The following is a 19593-nucleotide window of genomic DNA, read 5'->3' on the forward strand; positions in this document are numbered from 1 at the left end:
CCGGTCGGTGCGGAAAAACGGGGGTTCTGCAGATGCGCTTCGAGGACCGTGGTGACCGGTCGATCCTTGCCCAGCTGTACCGCGAAGCCCCGCTTCTCGTGCAGCAGGCGCTGTACTGGGACGAGGCCCTGCCGGGGATGCCCTGTGTTTACCTGATTTCCACGTCTGGGTGCGTGCTGCAGGGCGATCGACTGTACGTCGAAATCGCACTGGGGCGGCGTTCGCTGGCCCATGTGACGTCCCAGTCGGCGACGAAAGTGCACGAGATGGATGCCAATTTCGCGTCCCAGGTGCAGACTCTCACACTGGCTCAAGACTCCTATCTGGAACTGATGCCGGGCATGATCATTCCGCATCGGCATGCCCGCTACTTCGCTCGCACCGACATCACCATCGACCCGACTGCGACCCTGCTGTTCTCCGAGATCGTGATGCCTGGTCGCAAACATCACCGCGGCGGCGAGATGTTCGAATATGACCTTTACTCGACACTGATCAACGCGCAACGGCCCGACGGAACGAACTTGTTCACCGAGAAGTTGCTCATCGAGCCGGCGCGGTGGCCGGTACGCCTGGCCGGGGCCATGGGCGGCTACGACGTGTTCGGCACCGTCGTGCTGCTCACCCCGAAGCCGAATGCGGACGCGATCCTGGACCAGACCGCGGCGGGCGCCCAGCCCGGCGAGTCGACGGTGGCCGGAGCGAATCGCCTGCCCAACGACGCCGGCCTGATCTACAAAGTGCTCGGGCCCGAGAGCGCGCCGGTGAGGGCCACGATCCGCGAGTTTTGGTCACTGGTACGCCGAACGGTGCTCGACGTCGCCATTCCCGCTGAGCCGCTGTGGGGCTGAGGTGGTCTCGCCGAACGAGTCCTGGGATCGGGCCGTCCAGCGTCACATAACGCTGGAGTTCCTCGACATCAATCTCAGGGGTGCGGGTCAGGCGATGTTCCAGGGGAACACTCTGAGTGGCCTGCTGATCTTCATTGGAATCTTCTGGGGTGCGATTGCTGCGCACACCATCGAGGTAGCGATCGGTGCCGTCGTCGGCCTCATCGTCGCCACGGTGACCGGAATGCTGCTCAATTCCGACGACATATCCATGCGCAAGGGTCTGTACGGGTACAACGGCATCCTGGTGGGAGCTGCGACACCGACCGTTCTGTCCGGCGGAGTGACGATGTGGGTGTATCTGGTAGTGGGTGCGGCCGCGTCGACTGTCGTGTTCATGGGCACCGCCAACGTGTTCAAGACATGGGGCGTGGCGGCGCTGACCTTCCCCTTCAACCTGGTCAACTGGACCATTCTGCTCGCTACTTTCCAGTTTCCCGCCGGCTCAAGCGTCCTCACCGGTAGTGCCCACTTTCCGCAGCACGTCGCCCACCACTCCTGGTATGCCGACGTCACCTTCTGTTATCTGTGGAATACGGTTTTTCGGAACGTTTCTCAGATTTTCTTGATCAACAACACGGTCACCGGCGTGATCTTAGTCACCGCCCTGCTGGTCGCGTCTGGCTGGGCGGCGCTGTTCGCGCTCATCGGGTCGGCGGTCGCACTGAGCGCTGTGCTCGCGCTCGGCGTCAACTCCGTGGCCGTCGGCAACGGGATTTACGGTTTCAACTCCGTTCTCACAGCGATCGCGCTCGGGTCGGTCTTCTACCGGCCCTCCTGGCGGGTAATGATCTACTCAGTCTTCGGTGTCCTGTTCACGGTGGGCGTTCATGCCGCGTTGACCTCAGCGTTCGCACCGTTCTCGTTGCCAACTTTCACCGGCCCTTTTGTGTTCGCGACCTGGTTGTTCTTGTTACCGAAAAAGGAATTGACGCCCGTCCAGCACGACACCATTCCCGGTGGCGCCGCCGAGCCGCGGTCAACGACACCCCGCCGGGGCAAGACCTCGTGCTGAGTCGATGTCTCCGTTCGGGGTACCGGTGGTGGACGTGTTACTGACGTGATTGGTGATGTTTTTGTTGCGGATGCCGGTGCCCCCGCGCCGAGAGCGCCCTGCAGGTGGGGCTGCCGCGACGGCCAAAGCGGCGGCGGAGGTGCTCCTCGACGCCGCCGTCCGCTGATTTCGGCGGCGGGAAAATCGCTGGTGGCCCACCACTACACTGGTCGGGTACCGGCACGTGACAACGATCGAGAACGATAGAGGTAACGGTGGACAGCGCGGCGCAGAACGGCACCGGGCGCGGAACGGCCCGGGTCAAACGCGGCATGGCGGAGATGCTCAAGGGCGGCGTCATCATGGACGTCGTCACCCCGGAGCAGGCCCGCATCGCCGAGGGTGCCGGCGCGGTCGCGGTGATGGCGCTGGAACGGGTACCCGCCGACATTCGCGCCCAGGGCGGGGTGTCGCGGATGAGCGACCCCGACATGATCGAGGGCATCAAGGACGCCGTGACCATCCCGGTGATGGCCAAGGCGCGCATCGGGCACTTCGTGGAGGCGCAGATCCTGCAGAGCCTGGGTGTGGACTATGTCGACGAGTCCGAGGTGCTGACCCCCGCCGACTACACCCACCACATCGACAAGTGGAAGTTCACCGTGCCGTTCGTGTGCGGGGCGACCAACCTCGGTGAGGCGCTGCGGCGCATCGGCGAGGGCGCGGCGATGATCCGGTCCAAGGGCGAGGCCGGCACCGGCGACGTCTCCAACGCCACCACGCACATGCGGGCCATCAGCGGCGAGATCCGCCGGCTGACGTCGCTGTCCGAGGACGAATTGTACGTGGCGGCAAAGGAATTGCAGGCGCCCTACGACCTGGTCGTCGAGGTCGCCCGGGCCGGCAAGCTGCCGGTCACGTTGTTCACCGCCGGTGGTATCGCCACGCCGGCCGACGCGGCGATGATGATGCAGCTCGGCGCCGAGGGCGTGTTCGTGGGCTCGGGCATCTTCAAGTCCGGCGACCCGGCGCAGCGCGCCGCCGCGATCGTCAAGGCCACCGCGTTCCACGACGATCCCGACGTGCTGGCCAAGGTGTCGCGCGGCCTGGGCGAGCCGATGGTCGGCATCAATGTGGAGCAGATCGCGGCACCGGAGCGGCTGGCCCAGCGCGGCTGGTAAGAACAGTCCGTGTCGATCGAGCAGATCCTCGATCTCGAGCAGCTCGAGGTCAACATATATCGCGGTGGCGTGTTCAGCCCCGACTCCGGGTATTTCCAACGGACGTTCGGCGGTCATGTGGCCGGCCAGTCCCTGGTGTCGGCGGTGCGCACCGTCGAACCCGGTCACCTGGTGCACTCGCTGCACGGCTACTTCATCCGTCCCGGTGACGCCACGGCGCCCACGGTGTTCATCGTCGAGCGGCTGCGCGACGGCGGCTCGTTCTGCACCCGCCGCGTCAACGCCGTCCAGCACGGCGAGATGATCTTCTCCATGTCGGCGTCGTTCCAGACCGACCAGGAGGGCATCAACCACCAGGACGTCATGCCGGCGGCGCCCGCACCGGAAGACGACCTGCCGGGGCTGAGCTCGATGCGGGTGTTCGACGATGCCGGCTTCCGCCAGTTCGACGAGTGGGACATCCGCATCGTGCCGCAGGAGCGCCTGAAGCGCTTGCCCGGCAAGGCTTCCCAGCAGCAGGTGTGGTTCCGCCACCGCGACCCGCTGCCCGACGACCCGGTGCTGCACATCTGCGCGCTGGCCTACATGAGCGACCTGACGCTGCTGGGCTCGGCTCAGGTCACCCATCTCGACGAGCGCGAGCACCTGCAGGTGGCCTCGCTCGACCACGCGATGTGGTTCATGCGGGTATTCCGTGCCGACGAGTGGCTGCTCTACGACCAGTCGTCCCCGTCGGCGTGCGGCGGCCGCTCGCTATGCCAGGGCAAGATCTTCAACCGGAACGGCGAGATGGTGGCCGCGGTCATGCAGGAGGGCCTGACCCGCTTCCCCCGCGGGTATCACCCGTGAGCCGGCCGCGGATCGGCGTGCTGGCGCTGCAGGGCGACACCCGGGAGCACCTGGCCGCCCTGCGCGAGGCCGGCGCCGACGCGGTCCCGGTGCGCCGCCGCGGCGAACTCGAGGCGGTCGACGGGCTGGTCATCCCGGGCGGGGAGTCCACCACCATGAGCCATCTGCTGCGCGAGCTGGACCTGCTCGAGCCGCTGCGGGCGCGGCTGGCCGGCGGGCTGGCCGCCTACGGCGCGTGTGCGGGCATGATCCTGCTGGCCAGCGAGATCCTCGACGCGGGTGTCGGCGGGCGGGCGGCGCTGCCGTTGGGTGGGATCGACATGACGGTGCGGCGCAACGCCTTCGGGCGCCAGGTCGACTCGTTCGAGGGCGATGTCGGGTTCGCGGGCCTCGACGATCCGGTGCGGGCGGTGTTCATCCGCGCGCCCTGGGTGGAGCGCACCGGCGACGGCGTGCAGGTACTGGCGCGCGCGGCGGGACACCCCGTCGCGGTGCGCCAGGGACCGGTGCTGGCGACGGCGTTCCATCCGGAGATGACCGGCGACCGCCGCATCCACCGGCTGTTCGTCGACATCGTCAACGGCGTCGCCTGAGGCCCGGCGGCGTCACACCAGTCACATCGGCACCGCGAGACGGTGGCCACCGCGATCCGAAAACCGATAGCGCATGCGATATCGCTTTTGCGAACCGGCGCAGGCTGTCCTTTCTGTGACGGGTGGGTTCATGAGGCGTCGGGGGAGCGGCCGCGCGATCGGCCCCGAGCGCCCACGTAGACTCGTTGGGCGAACTCACGGAGAACAGAAGAGGTAGAGGACAGCGATGAGCGGCCATTCCAAGTGGGCCACCACCAAGCACCAGAAGGCCGTCAAAGACGCGCGCCGCGGCAAGGAGTTCGCGCGGCTGATCAAGAACATCGAGGTCGCCGCCCGCACCGGCGGTGGCGACCCGGCGGGCAACCCGACGCTCTACGACGCCATCCAGAAGGCGAAGAAGACCTCGGTGCCCAACGACAACATCGAGCGCGCCCGCAAGCGGGGAGCCGGCGAGGAGGCCGGGGGCGCCGACTGGCAGACCATCACCTACGAGGGCTACGCCCCCAACGGGGTGGCGGTGCTGATCGAGTGCCTCACCGACAACCGCAACCGTGCCGCCAGCGAGGTGCGGGTGGCGATGACGCGCAACGGCGGCACCATGGCCGACCCCGGGTCGGTGGCCTACCTGTTCGCCCGCAAGGGCGTGATCACCCTGGAGAAGAACGGCCTGACCGAGGACGACGTGCTGGCGGCCGTGCTCGAGGCGGGCGCCGAGGACGTCACCGACCTCGGCGACAGCTTCGAGATCCTCACCGAGCCGACCGACCTGGTTGCCGTGCGGACCGCGCTGCAGGACGCCGGCATCGACTACGACTCCGCCGACGCGGGGTTCCAGCCGTCGGTGACCGTGCCGCTGGACGCCGAGGGCGCCCGCAAGGTGATGAAACTCGTCGACGCGCTCGAGGACAGCGACGACGTGCAGGACGTCTGGACCAACGCAGACATCTCCGACGAGGTCCTGGCCCAGATCGAGGAGTGACCCGCGTTTGGCGTTGCTGGCCGGGGGAAGTTAGTCGGCGTGCCCGACATGCTTGTTGAACCGCCCAGCGAAGTCGTCAAGTTCCTCAAGGCTCAGCACGATCTGATCAAGGACATGTTCGACGAGGTGCTGCACGCGTCGAAACCCTCGGTGCGCGAGACGGCGTTCCGGGACCTGCGCCAGTTGCTGGCCGTCCACGAAACCGCCGAGGAGATGATCGTTCATCCCCGCGCCCGGCTCGAGGTCGACGGCGGCGACGCGATCGTCGACGCGCGGCTGCGCGAAGAGCACGACGCCAAGGAGCAACTGGCGAAGATCGAAAGCCTCGACGTCGCCTCCAAGGAATTCATCGACGAGCTCAACTTCGCGCTGGGCCCGTTCGCGTCGCGGCTCGACCGGGCCCGCGACGTCATCTTCCGGGCGCTGGGCTCGTAGTTCTGCTCAGTCGTATCCGCGGCGCATGTCCTCGACGATGCGCGGATTCTCCAGCGTCGAGGGCGGCAGGGCCCGGGGGCCCACATCGCCGGCGAACACGGTGGCGGCAGCGAGCACGCGCTGGTTGAGGAAGCGCAGCGGCCGCGTCGCCGCGGCGGGCCGGCGCGAAACCCCAGCCGCCGAAGGTCGGCACGTGCACCTGGTAGGGCGTGACGGCGTAGCCGGCCGCCCCGATCGTCGAAACGGTGCGCCAGAACGCCGTCGTCGTGGAGAACGGGCTGCCCGCCTGCGCCACCATCAGCCCGCCCGGGGTCAGCGCCCGCGCGGCCAGCCCGTAGAACTCCGCGGAGCGCGCTCCTAGGGCGACGACGGCGGGGGCGCGGGATAGACGGTGAGTTCGCCGGGCAGCACGGGTTTGCCCGTCGAGACCTCCCACGGCATGTCCGGCGCCCAGCGCTCGAAGGACGGCAGCGCGGTCTCGTCGGCGTCGGCGCAGTCGACGAACTCCATCTCGCCGCCCGCCGGCAGGCCCGTGGTGCCCTCGGTGGTGTAGGACGCGTGCCCGCGCTCGGACTCGTGGAACAGCACGCCGTCGACCGCCTTCCAGCAAATGTTCCCACCCGACGAACGGATCTCGTGGATCGTCACCGACCCGCGGACCACGTAGTCGACGCCGCCGTGGCTGACGATCGCGCCCGGGCCGAGCTGCCGCGGGCCGAGCTGCCGCGGGCCGAACTGCGGCATCGCGTCGGCGGCCAGGGGGTCCTGGCGACCGGCCGGCTCGGCCGCCTTGCGGGGCCGCCGCAAAGCCACGACCAGCACCACCAGCGACGCGACGAACAGCACGGCCGCGACCACGAACAGCAGCGATCCCACCCGCACCCTCCGGGCTAGAGCAAACGTGCCGCTTCAAGGCAGCAGCATTTCGCTCGACGAGAACCGGGGCCGGCGCCGCGTGTCCTGCCCGCCGGTGTCGGCGCCGCCCGCTAGGGTATCGAACAGCTGTTCTACAGGCGGGAGCGGGCAATGCGGGTGATGGGCGTGGACCCCGGGCTGACCCGATGCGGGCTGTCGGTCGTCGAGAGCGGGCGCGGCCGCCGGGTCGTCGCGCTGGACGTCGACGTGGTGCGCACCCCCGCGCAGACGCCGGTGCCCGAACGGTTGCTGGCCATCAGCGACGCCGTCGAGCACTGGCTGGACACCCACCTCCCCGACGTGGTAGCCATCGAGCGGGTGTTCTCTCAGCACAACGTCTCCACGGTGATGGGCACCGCGCAGGCCGGCGGTGTCGTCGCGCTGGCGGCCGCCAAGCGCGGCATCGACGTCCACTTCCACACGCCCAGCGAGGTCAAGGCCGCGGTCACCGGAAACGGGTCCGCCGACAAGGAGCAGGTCACCGCGATGGTCACCAGAATCCTTGCGCTGCAGGCCAAACCGACGCCCGCCGACGCCGCCGACGCGCTGGCCCTGGCGATCTGCCACTGCTGGCGGGCGCCGATGATCGCCCGGATGGCCGCGGCCCAGGAGAAGGCCGCCGAGCAGCGCCGGGCGTTCGCCGCGAAGATCAAGGCGGCGCGGTGATCGCCTCGGTCCGCGGAGAGGTGCTCGACGTGGCCCTGGACCACGTCGTCATCGAGGCCGCCGGTGTGGGATACAAGCTGATGGCCACCCCGTCCACGCTGGCGACGCTGCGCCGCGGCGGCGAGGCCCGGCTGGTCACCGCGATGATCGTGCGCGAGGACTCGATGACGCTGTACGGGTTCGCCGACGCCGACGCCCGCGACCTGTTCCTGACGCTGCTGGGGGTCTCCGGGGTCGGGCCCAAGATCGCCCTGGCCACCCTCGCGGTCTACGACGCGCCCGCGCTGCGCCAGGCGCTGCGCGACGGCGACGTCACCGCCCTGACCCGGGTGCCGGGGATCGGCAAACGCGGGGCCGAGCGGATGGTGCTCGAGCTGCGCGACAAGGTCGGTGCCGGCGCGGCGGGCACGGCGGCCGGCGCCGCGCCCACCGGGCACGCGGTGCGCGGTCCCGTCGTGGAGGCCCTGGTCGGCCTGGGCTTCGCCGCCAAGCAGGCCGAGGAGGCCACCGACAAGGTGCTGGCCGGGGACGCGGACGCGACGACGTCGGGCGCCCTGCGGGCCGCGCTGTCGCTGCTGGGGAAGTCGCGGTGAGCGGCGACGCCTCGGGGGACTCCGAGGACTACGCCGACCGCGAGCTGTCACCGTCGCTGACCGTCGGCGAGGGCGACGTCGACGTCAGCCTGCGGCCCCGCTCGCTGCGGGAGTTCATCGGCCAGCCGCGGGTGCGCGAACAGCTGCAGCTGGTCATCGAGGGGGCCAAGAACCGCGGCGGCACCCCCGACCACATCCTGCTGTCCGGCCCGCCGGGCCTGGGCAAGACGTCGCTGGCCATGATCATCGCCGCCGAGCTGGGGTCGTCGCTGCGGGTGACATCCGGGCCCGCCCTGGAACGCGCCGGCGACCTGGCCGCCATGCTGTCCAACCTGGTCGAGCACGACGTGCTGTTCATCGACGAGATCCACCGCATCGCCCGGCCCGCCGAGGAGATGCTGTACCTGGCGATGGAGGACTTCCGGGTCGACGTCGTCGTCGGCAAGGGCCCGGGCGCGACGTCGATCCCGCTGGAGGTGGCGCCGTTCACGCTGGTCGGCGCGACCACCCGGTCGGGCGCGCTGACCGGCCCGCTGCGCGACCGGTTCGGGTTCACCGCCCACATGGACTTCTACGAGCCCGCCGAGCTGGAGCGGGTGCTGACCCGCTCGGCGGGGATCCTGGGCATCGAGCTGGGCGGCGAGGCCGGCGCGGAGATCGCCCGGCGCTCGCGCGGCACACCGCGGATCGCCAACCGGTTGCTGCGCCGCGTCCGCGACTTCGCCGAGGTGCGCGCCGACGGCGTCATCACCCGCGACGTCGCCAAAGCCGCCCTGGCGGTCTACGACGTCGACGAGCTGGGCCTGGACCGGCTGGATCGCGCGGTGCTGTCGGCGCTGACCCGTACCTTCGGCGGCGGCCCGGTCGGGGTGTCGACGCTGGCGGTGGCCGTCGGGGAGGAGGCCGCCACCGTCGAGGAGGTGTGCGAGCCGTTCCTGGTGCGCGCCGGCATGGTCGCGCGCACCCCGCGCGGCCGGGTGGCCACCGCGCTGGCCTGGACGCACCTGGGCATGACGCCGCCGGCGGGGGCCGCCGGGCTCGGCCTGTTCGACTAGCAACGAGCCGCCGTCGATTCGCGCTCGTGCGGGCCCGGCGGATGTGAGCTGGGTTACATCTCCGCCCGCCCCGGGTACCCGATTCGCTGGGGAAGCCGTATTGAGGAGATGGTGTCATGGAACACACGGAAATCGACCGGACCGGCAAGCTGTCGATCCCACGCTCGCGCGGGGCGTTGAGCGGATTCCTGCTGGTCATATTGGGCGCGTGGGGGGCGCTCATACCGTTCATCGGGCCGTACTTCGATTTCGCCTACACGCCCGGGCAGCAGTGGGTGTGGACCGCCGTGCGCGGTTGGCTCGAGGTGCTCCCGGGCATCGCCACCGTCGCCGGCGGCCTGCTGCTGATCGCTTCCCGGGATCGTGCCAGCGCCGTCCTCGGCGGCTGGCTTGCGGTCCTCGGCGGCGCGTGGTTCGTGGTCGGCCCGGCGTTCGCCCCGGTGCTGCGCATCGGAACGGTCGGCGACCCCGTCGCTTCGGCTCAGCTCAAGAGGGCCTGGCTCGAGGTGGCCTACTTCTACGGCCTGGGTGCGTTGATCGTCTTTATAGGCGGCGCGGTATTGGCGCGCCTGGTCGCTCGGCTGGCACGCGATATCCGGCCGATCGAGGCCCACGAACACGACGAGCCTGGCGGCCCGGCGGCCCCGGCGGAGCCCGTTGAATCGGCGCCGGTGGCCGAGGCGTCGCCGGAGTCGACGGAACAGCCCGAAGCGCCGTCGGACGCCGAGGCGCGGCACGGCCTGCGTGGTCTGTTCCACCGACAACGCGCCGGCGCGACGACCGGCCATCGCGAGTAACGGCGGCCACGGGCACACCAACCGGCCGCTGCGGATTACCGCACGGCCGCATGGGGTATTCGGCGCCTGCCGACACCTGTTTGAGGAGATGCCATGGAGTACGAGGAGAACGACCACGTCAGCGGCTTGCGCATGCCGCGCTCGCGCGGCGCGGTCAGCGGATTGATCCTGGTCATCCTGGGGGCGTGGGGCGCGTTGATCCCGTTCATCGGCCCCCACTTCGATTTCGCCTACACCCCCGACCGCGTGTGGACCTGGACCTCGGCCCGGGGCTGGCTGGAAGTGCTGCCGGGTGCCACCGCCGTCGTCGGCGGCCTGCTGGTGACGTTCTCCGGCAACCGCCTGAGCGCGATGCTGGGCGGCTGGCTGGCGGTGCTGGCCGGCGCCTGGTTCATCGTCGGTGAAGAGGTCGCCCCGATCCTGCGGATCGGCTCCGCCGGTGATCCGGTCGCGGCCACCGACCGCAAGCGGGCCGTCCTCGAGATCTCCTACTTCTCCGGGCTGGGCGCGCTGATCGTCTTCGTCGGCGCGGTCGTCCTGGCGTTGACGACCGTCCGGCTGGCCCGCGACGTGCCACCCGTGGCGGCGGCCCCGGCGGCGCCGGCGGCGCAACCCGAGGCGCCGCTGCCGGCCTACCAGCCGTACGCGGCCCCCTACGCGGAACCCGCGCCCGAGGTGGTGTCGCCGGATGCGACGACGAAGGCGCGTCCCGAGGGTGACCGCAAATCCGCGTGGGGCTGGCGCCGCCAGCGCGCGGGCACCGGCGCCTGACCCGACAGCGAAATCGCCCGGCCCCCTCCACGGGCCGGGCGATTTCGCTGTGCCGTCGCTACAGCAGTCCGAGCAACTGCAGGTCGGTGGCGTACTTGACGATGACCGGCGCCGAGACGTGCGGGATGTCCTTGTCCGGGCCGATCTTCGCCTCCTGCACCGCGGCGCGGAAGCGGTCGGTCGGTGCCAGCGACCCGCGCAGCGGCTTCTCGGGCTTGCCGTAGTTGTGCAGCAGCGGCAAGAGCGAGTACTGGCGCTGCTTCTCCGGCAGGCCCCGCAACGCGGTCTCGAAGCGCTGCAACCACTCCGCGTAGTCCGCGACCCGGTGGATCCGGTACCCGGCCTCGACCAGCCAGTCGACGTACTCGTCGAGCCCGATGCCGTCGTCGTAGGGGTTCATCACGTGGTACGTCTGGAAGCCGTCCCCGTTGGTCAGGGCCTGCGCGCCCAGCGTGGAGATGGCCGCGGCGATGAACTCGACGGGCAGGCCGTCGTAGTGCGCGCGCTGCCGGTTGCCCTCGGCGTCCAGCTCGTAGAACGACCCGGGTGCGATCCCCGTGGCGACCAGGCTCAGCATCAGCCGGGTGAACATGTCCGGCAGGTTGAGCTGGCCCGCATAGGTGGTGTCGGCCAGGATCATGTCGCACCGGAACACCGCGACCGGCAGGCCGCACAGGTCGTGCGCCTCGCGCAGCAGCACCTCCCCGGCCCACTTGCTGTTGCCGTAGCCGTTGGCGTAGTTCTCGTTGATCTCGCGGGTCGCGCTGACCTGCCGGATGTCGGCGTCCTCGACGAACTTGCCGGGCTGGATCTGGTCGCCCACGCCGATCGTCGACACGTAGGTGTAGGGCTTGAGCTTGCCGGTCAGCGCGATCCGGATCAGCTCGGCGGTGCCCAGCGCGTTGGGGCCGAACAGCTCGCTGTAGGGCAGCACGTGGTTGACCAGCGCGGCCGGGTCGATGATCAGGTCGACCGTGTCGGCGAGCCGCTGCCACGTCTGCTGATCGAGCCCGAGGTTGGCCTCGCCCTTGTCGCCGGCGATGACCTCGAGATGGTCGGCGGCCAGCTCCCGATAGTGGGCGAGCAGCTCGGGATCCCGGCTGTCGAAGGTCTTGTCGAGCCGGGCGCGCGCGTCGTCGTCCGACTTGGCCCGCACCAGCGCGATGACCTTGCCGTCGACGAGGTCCATGCGTTCCAGCCACTCCAGCGCCAGATAGCGGCCCAAAAAGCCCGTCGTTCCGGTCAGCAGCACCGTCCGCACCTCGGCGGTGGGCCCGGGCAGCGTCGGCGCGGCGGCCAGCGTCGCCTCGTCGAGGAACTTGTCCAGCGTCAGGTCGGCCGCCCGCACCGTCTTCGCGTCGCGGCCGTGCACGGTGGCGAACGTGGGCCGCTTGCTGCCCTGCCGCTCGGCCTCGATGTAGTCGGCGATGGCCTGCAGGTCGTTGGCCGGGCTGACGATGACACCCACCGGCACGTCGATGTCGAAGATCTCGTGCAGCAGGTTGCCGAACGTCAACGCCGACAACGAGTCCCCGCCCAGCTCGGTGAAGTGGATGTCGGGTGACAGGTCCGGGGCGGGCGCACCCAGCAGGGCGGCCGCGGCCCGGCTGACCGTCTGCAGCACCGGCGCGTCCGCGCCGCTGCGGCGCAGCTCGACCAGCTCGTTGGCCTGCCCCTCGGCCAGCTCGGCGTAGAGCCGCTCGAGCCGTTCGCCGTAGTGCGCCTTGAGCTTGGGCCAGGCCAGCTTCCGGATGCCGGTGAGCAGGCCGTTCTCCACCGTGAACGGAGTGGTCTCGACGATGAAGTCGCGCGGCATCTCGTAGGACTGCAGGCCCGTCTCCCCGGCGACCTTCTGCAGCGAGTCGGCGATCTGCGGCTTGAGCGCCGCCGGGTCGTCGACGCGCGCCAGGGCATCCTCGGTGGGCACCACGACCGCCAGCAGGTAGGGCTGGGCGCTGTTGCCGTAGACGTAGATCTGGCGGACCAGCGGGCTGTTGCCGAAGACGGCCTCCAGCTTGGCCAGGGTGACGAACTCGCCCTGCGCCAGCTTGAGGACGTTGTTGCGGCGGTCGACGTACACCAGCCGATCGGGGCCGACCTCGGCGAACACGTCCCCGGTGCGGTAGTAGCCGTCGTCGTCGAACACCCCGGCGGTGATCTCGGGCCGCTTGTAGTAGCCGGGGAACATGTTCAGGGTCTTGAGCAGCAGCTCGCCGCGCGGGTGCGGCCGGTCGGTGGCGAAGTAGCCCAACTCGGGGACGTCGATCAGCTTGTAGTCCAGGACGGGCGGGCGCTGCACCTCGCCGTCGAACAGCACCATGCCGGCCTCGGTGGAGCCGTAGCCGTCCATCAGGTGCATTTCGAGCAGCGACTCCACCCAGGCCCGCAGCTCGGGGGACGTCGGCGCCGAGCCGGTCATCGCGAAGATGAACCGTCCGCCCAGCAGGTACCGGCGCTGCTCGGCGAGCACCTCGGCTTCGATCGCGGCGCGGTCGCCGGTGCCGCCCGCCTCGGCAAGCCGGATGCTCACGTGGCGCTGGAATTCGCCGAACAGGGTTTCCCAGATGCGCGGCACGAAGTTCAGCTCGGTGGGCCGCACCAGGGCGAGGTCTTCCAGCAGCGTGGACAGGTCACTACGGGCGGCGAAGTAGGCCGTGCCGCCGTTGCCCAGCGTGCCGTAGAGGATGCCGCGGCCCATGACGTGGCTCATCGGCATGAAGTTCAGCGTGATCGACGCGGCGCTCGGTCCGAACCAGTTCCGGCTCGCACGGCACCACATCTTGCCGACGTTGCTCTGCGGGTACATCGCCCCCTTGGGGGCGCCGGTGCTCCCGGAGGTGTAGATCAGCAGGGCCAGCGGGTCGTCTTCGTCGTTCGGTTCCGCGGCCGGCGCGGCCGGCAGACCCTTGCCGCGCTCGAGGGCCTCGGCCAGCGTCTCCACGCTCACCGCTGTGCCCTGCAGGCTGCCGCGCGCCGTCGCCACGGCCTCGCGCTCGTCGTCGACCTGTGGGTGGTAGTCGAACACCACGAGCTTGGCGGGTGCGGTCCCGCTCTCGCGGCCGCTGAGGATCAGCTCGACGGCCACCGGCAGCTGGTTCACGCTCACCGCGATCGCGGTGGGCTTGGTCTCGGTGGCGATCGGCTGCAGCTGGGTGATCGCCGCGCCGGTCTGCAGCGGCACCGACACCGCGCCGATCAGGCCCAGCGCCACGTCGATGGTGGTGAAGTCGACGCTGTTGAAACCGAGCACCGCCACCCGGTCGCCGGGCTGCACCGGGTCGCCGGCCAGCGCGCGCGCCAACGCGTCCGCCCGGTCGGCCAGCTCGCCGTAGGTCAGGGTCTCGTAGCGGGGGAGCAGCTCGAGCACCGTGCGCCCGGTCTTGGGGTGCTCGACGAACTCCACGACGCGCTGCCCCAGGGCTGGCCGGTCGGCGTACCGGTCCAGCACCGTGCGGATGATCTGCGGCAGCCGCAGCCCGGGCTGATCCAGGGCCTCGGCGACGGCCGGGTCCGGGCGGGCGGCGGCGAACTGCGGGTCGGTAGCGGTCAGGTTCTCGACGCGGCGAGCAAGCCGCTCTTCGTGAGTCGTAGTCGACATAACAGTTCCTTTTGCGGTTTGGAGAAATAACAAGCTAATTTGCGCTGTCGTGCGCTGACGGATAGAACCTTAGCTAAGGTAACTATATTCCCCCGGGAGCGGATTTCGGGCGAGATTGTGAGCTTGCCCACGACAACGATGTGCGGCGCCCCCGGGTCTAGAGGCCGGCCAGGATTTCGCCGAGGACGTCGAGTCCCTCGCCGAGCAACTCGTCGCTGATGCTCAGCGGGGGCAGCAGTCGGATGACGTTGCCGAACGTGCCGCAGGTCAGGACGATGATCCCGGCCGCGTGGGCCGCGGTCGCCAGCTTGTGGGTCAACTCGGCGTCGGGGTCGGCGGTCCCCGACTTCACAAACTCCACGGCGATCATGGCGCCGCGGCCGCGGACGTCGCCGATCCGGTCGTCGTCGGCCTGGAGCCGCGCCAGCCGGTCGAACATCAGGTGTTCCAGCCGGCGGGCCCGCTCGACGAGGTTGTCCTGCTCGATGGTCTCGATGGTGGCCAGGGCGGCCGCACACGTCACGGGGTTTCCGCCGAAGGTGCCGCCCAAACCGCTGACGTGGGGGGCGTCCATGATCGTGGCGCGGCCGGTGACCGCCGACAGCGGCAGGCCGTCGGCGATGCCCTTGGCGGTGCAGATCAGGTCGGGCTCGATGCCCTCGTGCTCGCAGGCGAACATCGCGCCGGTGCGGGCGAATCCCGTCTGCACCTCGTCGGCGATGAACACCACGTCGTTCCTGCGGCACCAGTCCAGCAGCGCGGGCAGGAATCCCTCGGCCGGGACGATGAAGCCGCCCTCGCCCTGGATCGGCTCGACGATGACGGCGGCCAGGTTCTTGGCGCCGACCTGCTTTTCCATGACGGTGATCGCCCGCTCGGCGGCCAGCTCGCCGTTGGTGGCCAGTTCCTTGTCGGTCAGGCCGTCCCGGTAGGGGTAGGACAGCGGTGCCCGGTAGATCTCCGGCGCGAACGGTCCGAAGCCGCTTTTGTAGGGCATGGATTTCGCGGTGAGCGCCATCGCCAGGTTGGTGCGGCCGTGGTAGGCGTGGTCGAACGCCACCACGGCGGGTTTGCCGGTGTGGGAGCGCGCGACCTTGATGGCGTTCTCGACCGCCTCGGCGCCGGAGTTGAACAGCACCGAGCGCTTCTCGCCGGACCCGGGGGTGATCCGGTTGAGCTCCTCGGCGACCGCGATGTACAGCTCGTAGGGCGTCACCATGAAGCAGGTGTGGGTGAACTCGGCCACCTGGGCGCGCACCGCCTCCACGACGCGCGGCGAGGAGTTGCCGATCGTGGTGACCGCGATGCCCGAACCCAGGTCGATGAGCCGGTTGCCGTCGACGTCCTCGACGATGCCGCCGCCGGCGCGGGCGGCGAAGACCGGCATGATGACGCCCACACCGCCCGACACCGCCGCGGTCCGGCGTTTGGTCAGTTCCAGCGAGGCGGGACCGGGGATCTCGGTGACGAGCTGGCGGGTCTGCTCGAGGCTGGCCACAATCTCCTCCTCACCGCGGCGCGCCCGTCACGCCACGAAATCCACCCTATCTGGTCGCGCGGGCGCGGCGGGACCGCCGCGGAGTGCCCCGGCGAGTGCCCCAGGCGTGCCTGCGTGCGGCTTGTCACACTGACAAGGGCAGACTGGACCCCGGGTCAACACACCGACGAAAGACGGGCGCCGCGATGGAGAGTTTGGTTCTGTTCCTGCCTTTCCTGCTCATCATGGGCGGGTTCATGTACTTTGCGTCGCGGCGCCAGAAACGCGCGATGCAGGCGACCATCGACCTGCAGGAGTCGCTGCGTCCCGGCGACCGGGTGCATACCACCTCGGGGATGGAAGCCACCATCGTCGCGATCGCCGACGACACCGTCGACCTCGAGATCGCGCCCGGCGTGGTGACCAGGTGGATGAAACTGGCCGTCCGCGACCGGATCCTGCCTGACGACGACATCGACGACCTCGACGAAGCCGAGCGGGCCGACGGGCTGCCGGCACCCGGGGAACCGGGGGACGCCGCCGATTCATCCGGTGAGAGCCGGCTGCGCAAGGATTTCTGAGTTGGAATTTCCGGGGCAGGGTGGCGGCGACCCGGACCGCTTGCGCGATGCACGGGAGCGTGACACGTAGTCTTTGTGCCGGGCAAGGAAGTCCTGGCTAACAAACCGATTCTCGAGGAGACAGAAGGAACGTGGCATCGTCTTCGGCGCCGGTGCGCCCTGCCCGCTACCTGTCGGTTTTCTTGATCTTGCTCGTGGGCCTGTACCTGCTGGTGTTCCTGACCGGCAACAAGCGGGCCGCCCCCAAGCTCGGCATCGACCTGCAGGGCGGCACGCGCGTCACCCTGACCGCGCGCACCCCGGACGGCTCGGCCCCCAGCCGGGAGGCCCTGGCGCAGGCACAGCAGATCATCAGCGCGCGGGTCAACGGGCTGGGCGTCTCCGGCTCCGAGGTCGTTGTCGACGGCGACAACCTGGTCATCACGGTCCCGGGGAAGGACGGCAGCGAGGCCCGCAACCTGGGGCAGACCGCACGGCTGTACATCCGGCCGGTGCTCAACTCGATGCCGGCGCAGAGCGTGGAACCCAAGCCACCTCAGCAGGGTGAGCCCAAGCCCCAGGGCGACAACGGCGCGCCCGCCGGGACCCCGGGCCAGCCGGCCCCCGCGCCGCCGGGGCCGAACCCGCCGCCGGGCCAGCCCGCGCCGGGCCAGCCCGCGCCGGGCGCCCAGCCCCGCCCCTACCCGCAGGACCCGCCGCCGTCACCGAGCCCGGCGCCGCCCGCGCCGGCACCCGCGCCCGGTGCCCCCGCCGAAGGGCCCGCGCCGGGGGAGCAGCCCGCGCCGGCGGACCCACGCAAAGACCTCGCCGAGCGCATCGCCGAGGAGAAGAAGTGGCGGCAGAGCACCAAGCAGGGCATCCAGTTCCTCGCCCTGCAGTTCGAGGCCACCCGCTGCGACAAGGACGACATCCTCGCCGGCAACGACGATCCCAACCTGCCGCTGGTGACCTGCTCCGCCGACCACAAGACGGCCTACCTGCTGGCGCCGTCGATCATCAGCGGTGACCAGATCGCCAACGCCACCTCGGGCATGAACCAGCACGGCATCGGCTACGTCGTGGACCTGCAGTTCAAGCCCGCCGCGGCCAGCGTCTGGGCCGACTTCACCGCGTCCCACATCGGCACCCAGACCGCGTTCACGCTGGACTCCCAGGTGGTCAGCGCGCCGATGATCCAGGAGGCCATCCCCGGCGGCCGCACCCAGATCACCGGCGGCGACCCCCCGTTCACCGCCGCGTCGGCGCGCCAGCTGGCCAACGTCCTCAAGTACGGGTCGCTGCCGCTGTCCTTCGAGTCGTCGGAGGCCCAGACCGTGTCGGCCACCCTGGGGCTGACCTCGCTGCGGGCGGGCCTGATCGCGGGTGCCATCGGCCTGATCCTGGTGCTGCTGTACTCGCTGCTCTACTACCGGGTGCTGGGGTTGCTGACGGCGTTGTCGCTGATCGCCTCGGGCGCAATGGTGTTCGCGATCCTGGTGCTGCTGGGGCGGTATATCAACTACACCCTGGACCTGGCCGGCATCGCGGGTCTGATCATCGGTATCGGCACCACCGCCGACTCGTTCGTGGTGTTCTTCGAGCGGATCAAGGACGAGATCCGGGAGGGCCGCTCGTTCCGGTCGGCGGTGCCGCGAGGCTGGGTGCGGGCCCGCAAGACCATCGTGTCGGGCAACGCCGTCACGTTCCTGGCCGCGGCGGTGCTCTACTTCCTGGCGATCGGCCAGGTGAAGGGATTCGCGTTCACGTTGGGCCTGACCACAATCCTCGACCTGGTGGTGGTGTTCCTGGTGACCTGGCCGCTGGTGTACCTGGCCTCCAAGTCCCCGACGCTGGCCAAGCCGGCCTACAACGGCCTGGGCGCGGTCCAGCAGGTCGCCCGCGAACGCCGGGCCGCCACGCAGGTGAAGACGGGACGGGCGTAACGCGATGGCTTCCCGGGACAAGACCGAAACGACCGAGGCGTCCACGAGTGCGGTCGAGCCGACCGGCGGCACCTCCGGGCCGGCCCGCCGCGGCTTCGTCACGCGGCTCTACACCGGCACCGGGGCGTTCGAGGTGGTGGGCCGGCGCCGGCTGTGGTTCGGCATCAGCGGCGCGATCGTCGCGGTGGCGATCGTCAGCATCCTGGTGCGCGGGTTCACCTTCGGCATCGACTTCAACGGCGGCACGACGGTGTCTTTTCCCGCGGCAGGTGGGAAAGGCACGGCGCAGACCTCCCAGGTCGCCGAGGTCTTCAACAAGGCCATCGGCAAGGACCCCGAGTCGGTGGTGACCGTCGGCAGCGGCGCCGGCGCGACGGTGCAGATCCGCTCGGAGACGCTGTCCAACGACCAGACCAGCCGGCTGCGCAACGCGCTGTTCGACGCCTTCGGACCGAAGGGCGCCGACGGCAAGCCCAGCAAGCAGGCCATCAGCGACTCCGCGGTGTCGGAGACCTGGGGCGGCCAGATCACCAACAAGGCGCTGATCGCGCTGGTGGTGTTCCTGGCCCTGGTCTCGCTCTACATCACCGTGCGCTACGAGCGCTACATGACGCTGTCGGCGATCGCGGCCATGTTCTTCGACCTGACCGTCACCGCGGGCGTGTACTCCCTGGTCGGCTTCGAGGTCACCCCCGCCACGGTCATCGGCCTGCTGACGATCCTCGGGTTCTCCCTCTACGACACCGTCATCGTGTTCGACAAGGTCGAGGAGAACACCCACGGCTTCCAGCACACCACCCGGCGCACCTTCGCCGAGCAGGCCAACCTGGCGATCAACCAGACCTTCATGCGCTCGATCAACACCAGCCTGATCGGCGTGCTGCCCGTCCTGTCGCTGATGGTGGTCGCGGTGTGGCTGCTGGGCGTGGGCACCCTGAAGGACCTGGCGCTGGTGCAGCTGATCGGCATCGTGATCGGCACCTACTCCTCGATCTTCTTCGCGACGCCGCTGCTGGTCACCCTGCGGGAGCGCACGGAGCTGGTGCGCACCCACACCCGCCGGGTGATGCGCCGCCGCGGCGGCGCCGTGGACGAAGCCGAGACGACCGAGCAGGCGGAGTCCGCCGGCGACACCGAACCCGCGCAGGACGCCACCCAAGCCGGCACCGAGGCCGCCACCGAAGCCGACGCGTCCGGCAAGCCGGCCCCGAGCAAGCCCGCCCCGGGCGCCCGGCCCGTGCGGCCCACCGGCACCAGGCGTCCGAGCGGCAAGCGAAACGCCGGCCGGCGGTAGTCG

The 19593-nt window shown here is 69.9% G+C and carries 17 protein-coding genes and 2 pseudogenes; 15 read left to right on the forward strand and 4 right to left on the reverse strand.

Features of this window, described 5'->3' with window-relative positions; translation table 11 throughout:
* Positions 1–32 precede the first annotated feature (32 nt).
* The 7 genes from ACJ512_RS10955 to ACJ512_RS10985 all read left to right on the forward strand — a co-directional run bounded on the left by ACJ512_RS10955 (position 33) and on the right by ACJ512_RS10985 (position 5921).
* A complete protein-coding gene (locus ACJ512_RS10955; protein WP_407687791.1) occupies positions 33–851 on the forward strand; it encodes an urease accessory protein UreD in 819 nt (272 codons plus the stop codon).
* Between the two features lies 1 nt (position 852).
* Positions 853–1905 carry an urea transporter gene (yut, locus tag ACJ512_RS10960; protein ID WP_407687792.1) on the forward strand — a complete coding sequence of 351 codons (1053 nt, stop codon included), beginning with the start codon at positions 853–855 and terminating at the stop codon, positions 1903–1905.
* Positions 1906–2216: 311 nt separating this feature from the next.
* Positions 2217–3065 (forward strand): pyridoxal 5'-phosphate synthase lyase subunit PdxS, encoded by an 849-nt coding sequence (gene pdxS / locus ACJ512_RS10965; RefSeq protein WP_461480115.1) that lies wholly within the window; start codon positions 2217–2219, stop codon positions 3063–3065.
* A 9-nt stretch (positions 3066–3074) separates the two neighbouring features.
* A complete protein-coding gene (tesB, locus tag ACJ512_RS10970) occupies positions 3075–3914 on the forward strand; it encodes an acyl-CoA thioesterase II (RefSeq protein ID WP_407687794.1) in 840 nt (279 codons plus the stop codon).
* On the forward strand, positions 3911–4507 hold the full coding sequence (gene pdxT / locus ACJ512_RS10975; protein WP_407687795.1) for a pyridoxal 5'-phosphate synthase glutaminase subunit PdxT: 597 nt from the start codon (positions 3911–3913) through the stop codon (positions 4505–4507). The genes tesB and pdxT overlap by 4 nt, the downstream gene beginning before the upstream one ends.
* A gap of 226 nt (positions 4508–4733) precedes the next feature.
* Entirely contained in the window at positions 4734–5486 is a 753-nt protein-coding gene (locus ACJ512_RS10980) for a YebC/PmpR family DNA-binding transcriptional regulator (RefSeq protein ID WP_407687796.1), read from the forward strand.
* Positions 5487–5525: 39 nt separating this feature from the next.
* Positions 5526–5921: a hemerythrin domain-containing protein gene (locus ACJ512_RS10985; RefSeq protein WP_407687797.1), complete on the forward strand. Its 396-nt coding sequence runs from the start codon at positions 5526–5528 to the stop codon at positions 5919–5921.
* Between the two features lie 6 nt (positions 5922–5927).
* Here ACJ512_RS10985 and ACJ512_RS10990 read toward each other — a convergent pair.
* Together ACJ512_RS10990 and ACJ512_RS10995 are read right to left on the reverse strand one after the other, a co-directional pair.
* Positions 5928–6270: pseudogene (locus ACJ512_RS10990) on the reverse strand (spermine/spermidine synthase domain-containing protein); the annotation flags it as partial.
* An 8-nt stretch (positions 6271–6278) separates the two neighbouring features.
* Positions 6279–6797: pseudogene (locus ACJ512_RS10995) on the reverse strand (DUF4178 domain-containing protein).
* Positions 6798–6947: 150 nt separating this feature from the next.
* Here ACJ512_RS10995 and ruvC point away from each other — a divergent pair.
* The 5 genes from ruvC to ACJ512_RS11020 all read left to right on the forward strand — a co-directional run bounded on the left by ruvC (position 6948) and on the right by ACJ512_RS11020 (position 10718).
* Complete coding sequence (gene ruvC / locus ACJ512_RS11000; RefSeq protein WP_407687798.1) at positions 6948–7502, forward strand: crossover junction endodeoxyribonuclease RuvC; 555 nt, start codon at positions 6948–6950, stop codon at positions 7500–7502.
* Positions 7499–8095: a Holliday junction branch migration protein RuvA gene (gene ruvA / locus ACJ512_RS11005; protein ID WP_407687799.1), complete on the forward strand. Its 597-nt coding sequence runs from the start codon at positions 7499–7501 to the stop codon at positions 8093–8095. Before ruvC ends, ruvA begins: the two co-directional genes overlap by 4 nt.
* Positions 8092–9150 carry a Holliday junction branch migration DNA helicase RuvB gene (gene ruvB, locus ACJ512_RS11010; RefSeq protein ID WP_407687800.1) on the forward strand — a complete coding sequence of 353 codons (1059 nt, stop codon included), beginning with the start codon at positions 8092–8094 and terminating at the stop codon, positions 9148–9150. Before ruvA ends, ruvB begins: the two co-directional genes overlap by 4 nt.
* Positions 9151–9266: 116 nt before the next feature.
* A complete protein-coding gene (locus tag ACJ512_RS11015; protein WP_407687801.1) occupies positions 9267–9947 on the forward strand; it encodes a hypothetical protein in 681 nt (226 codons plus the stop codon).
* A 93-nt stretch (positions 9948–10040) separates the two neighbouring features.
* A complete protein-coding gene (locus ACJ512_RS11020) occupies positions 10041–10718 on the forward strand; it encodes a hypothetical protein (RefSeq protein ID WP_407687802.1) in 678 nt (225 codons plus the stop codon).
* 58 nt (positions 10719–10776) lie between these two features.
* Here the strand turns inward: ACJ512_RS11020 and car are convergent, their stop codons facing one another.
* Together car and gabT are read right to left on the reverse strand one after the other, a co-directional pair.
* Entirely contained in the window at positions 10777–14316 is a 3540-nt protein-coding gene (gene car, locus ACJ512_RS11025; RefSeq protein WP_407687803.1) for a carboxylic acid reductase, read from the reverse strand.
* Positions 14317–14473: 157 nt separating this feature from the next.
* Complete coding sequence (gene gabT, locus ACJ512_RS11030) at positions 14474–15814, reverse strand: 4-aminobutyrate--2-oxoglutarate transaminase (RefSeq protein WP_407687804.1); 1341 nt, start codon at positions 15812–15814, stop codon at positions 14474–14476.
* A gap of 185 nt (positions 15815–15999) precedes the next feature.
* On the opposite strand from gabT, the gene yajC reads away from it, so the two are divergent.
* The 3 genes from yajC (at position 16000) to secF (ending at position 19590) form a co-directional block, all read left to right on the forward strand.
* Positions 16000–16374, forward strand: a complete 375-nt coding sequence (gene yajC, locus ACJ512_RS11035) for a preprotein translocase subunit YajC (protein ID WP_407687805.1) — start codon at positions 16000–16002, stop codon at positions 16372–16374.
* A gap of 131 nt (positions 16375–16505) precedes the next feature.
* Positions 16506–18296, forward strand: coding sequence for a protein translocase subunit SecD (gene secD, locus ACJ512_RS11040; protein ID WP_461480053.1), 1791 nt, complete (start codon positions 16506–16508; stop codon positions 18294–18296).
* Positions 18297–18300: 4 nt separating this feature from the next.
* Positions 18301–19590: a protein translocase subunit SecF gene (gene secF, locus ACJ512_RS11045; protein WP_407688345.1), complete on the forward strand. Its 1290-nt coding sequence runs from the start codon at positions 18301–18303 to the stop codon at positions 19588–19590.
* Positions 19591–19593 lie beyond the last annotated feature (3 nt).

The sequence above is a fragment of the Mycobacterium cajalii genome, assembly GCF_045809005.2.
GTDB lineage: Bacteria > Actinomycetota > Actinomycetes > Mycobacteriales > Mycobacteriaceae > Mycobacterium.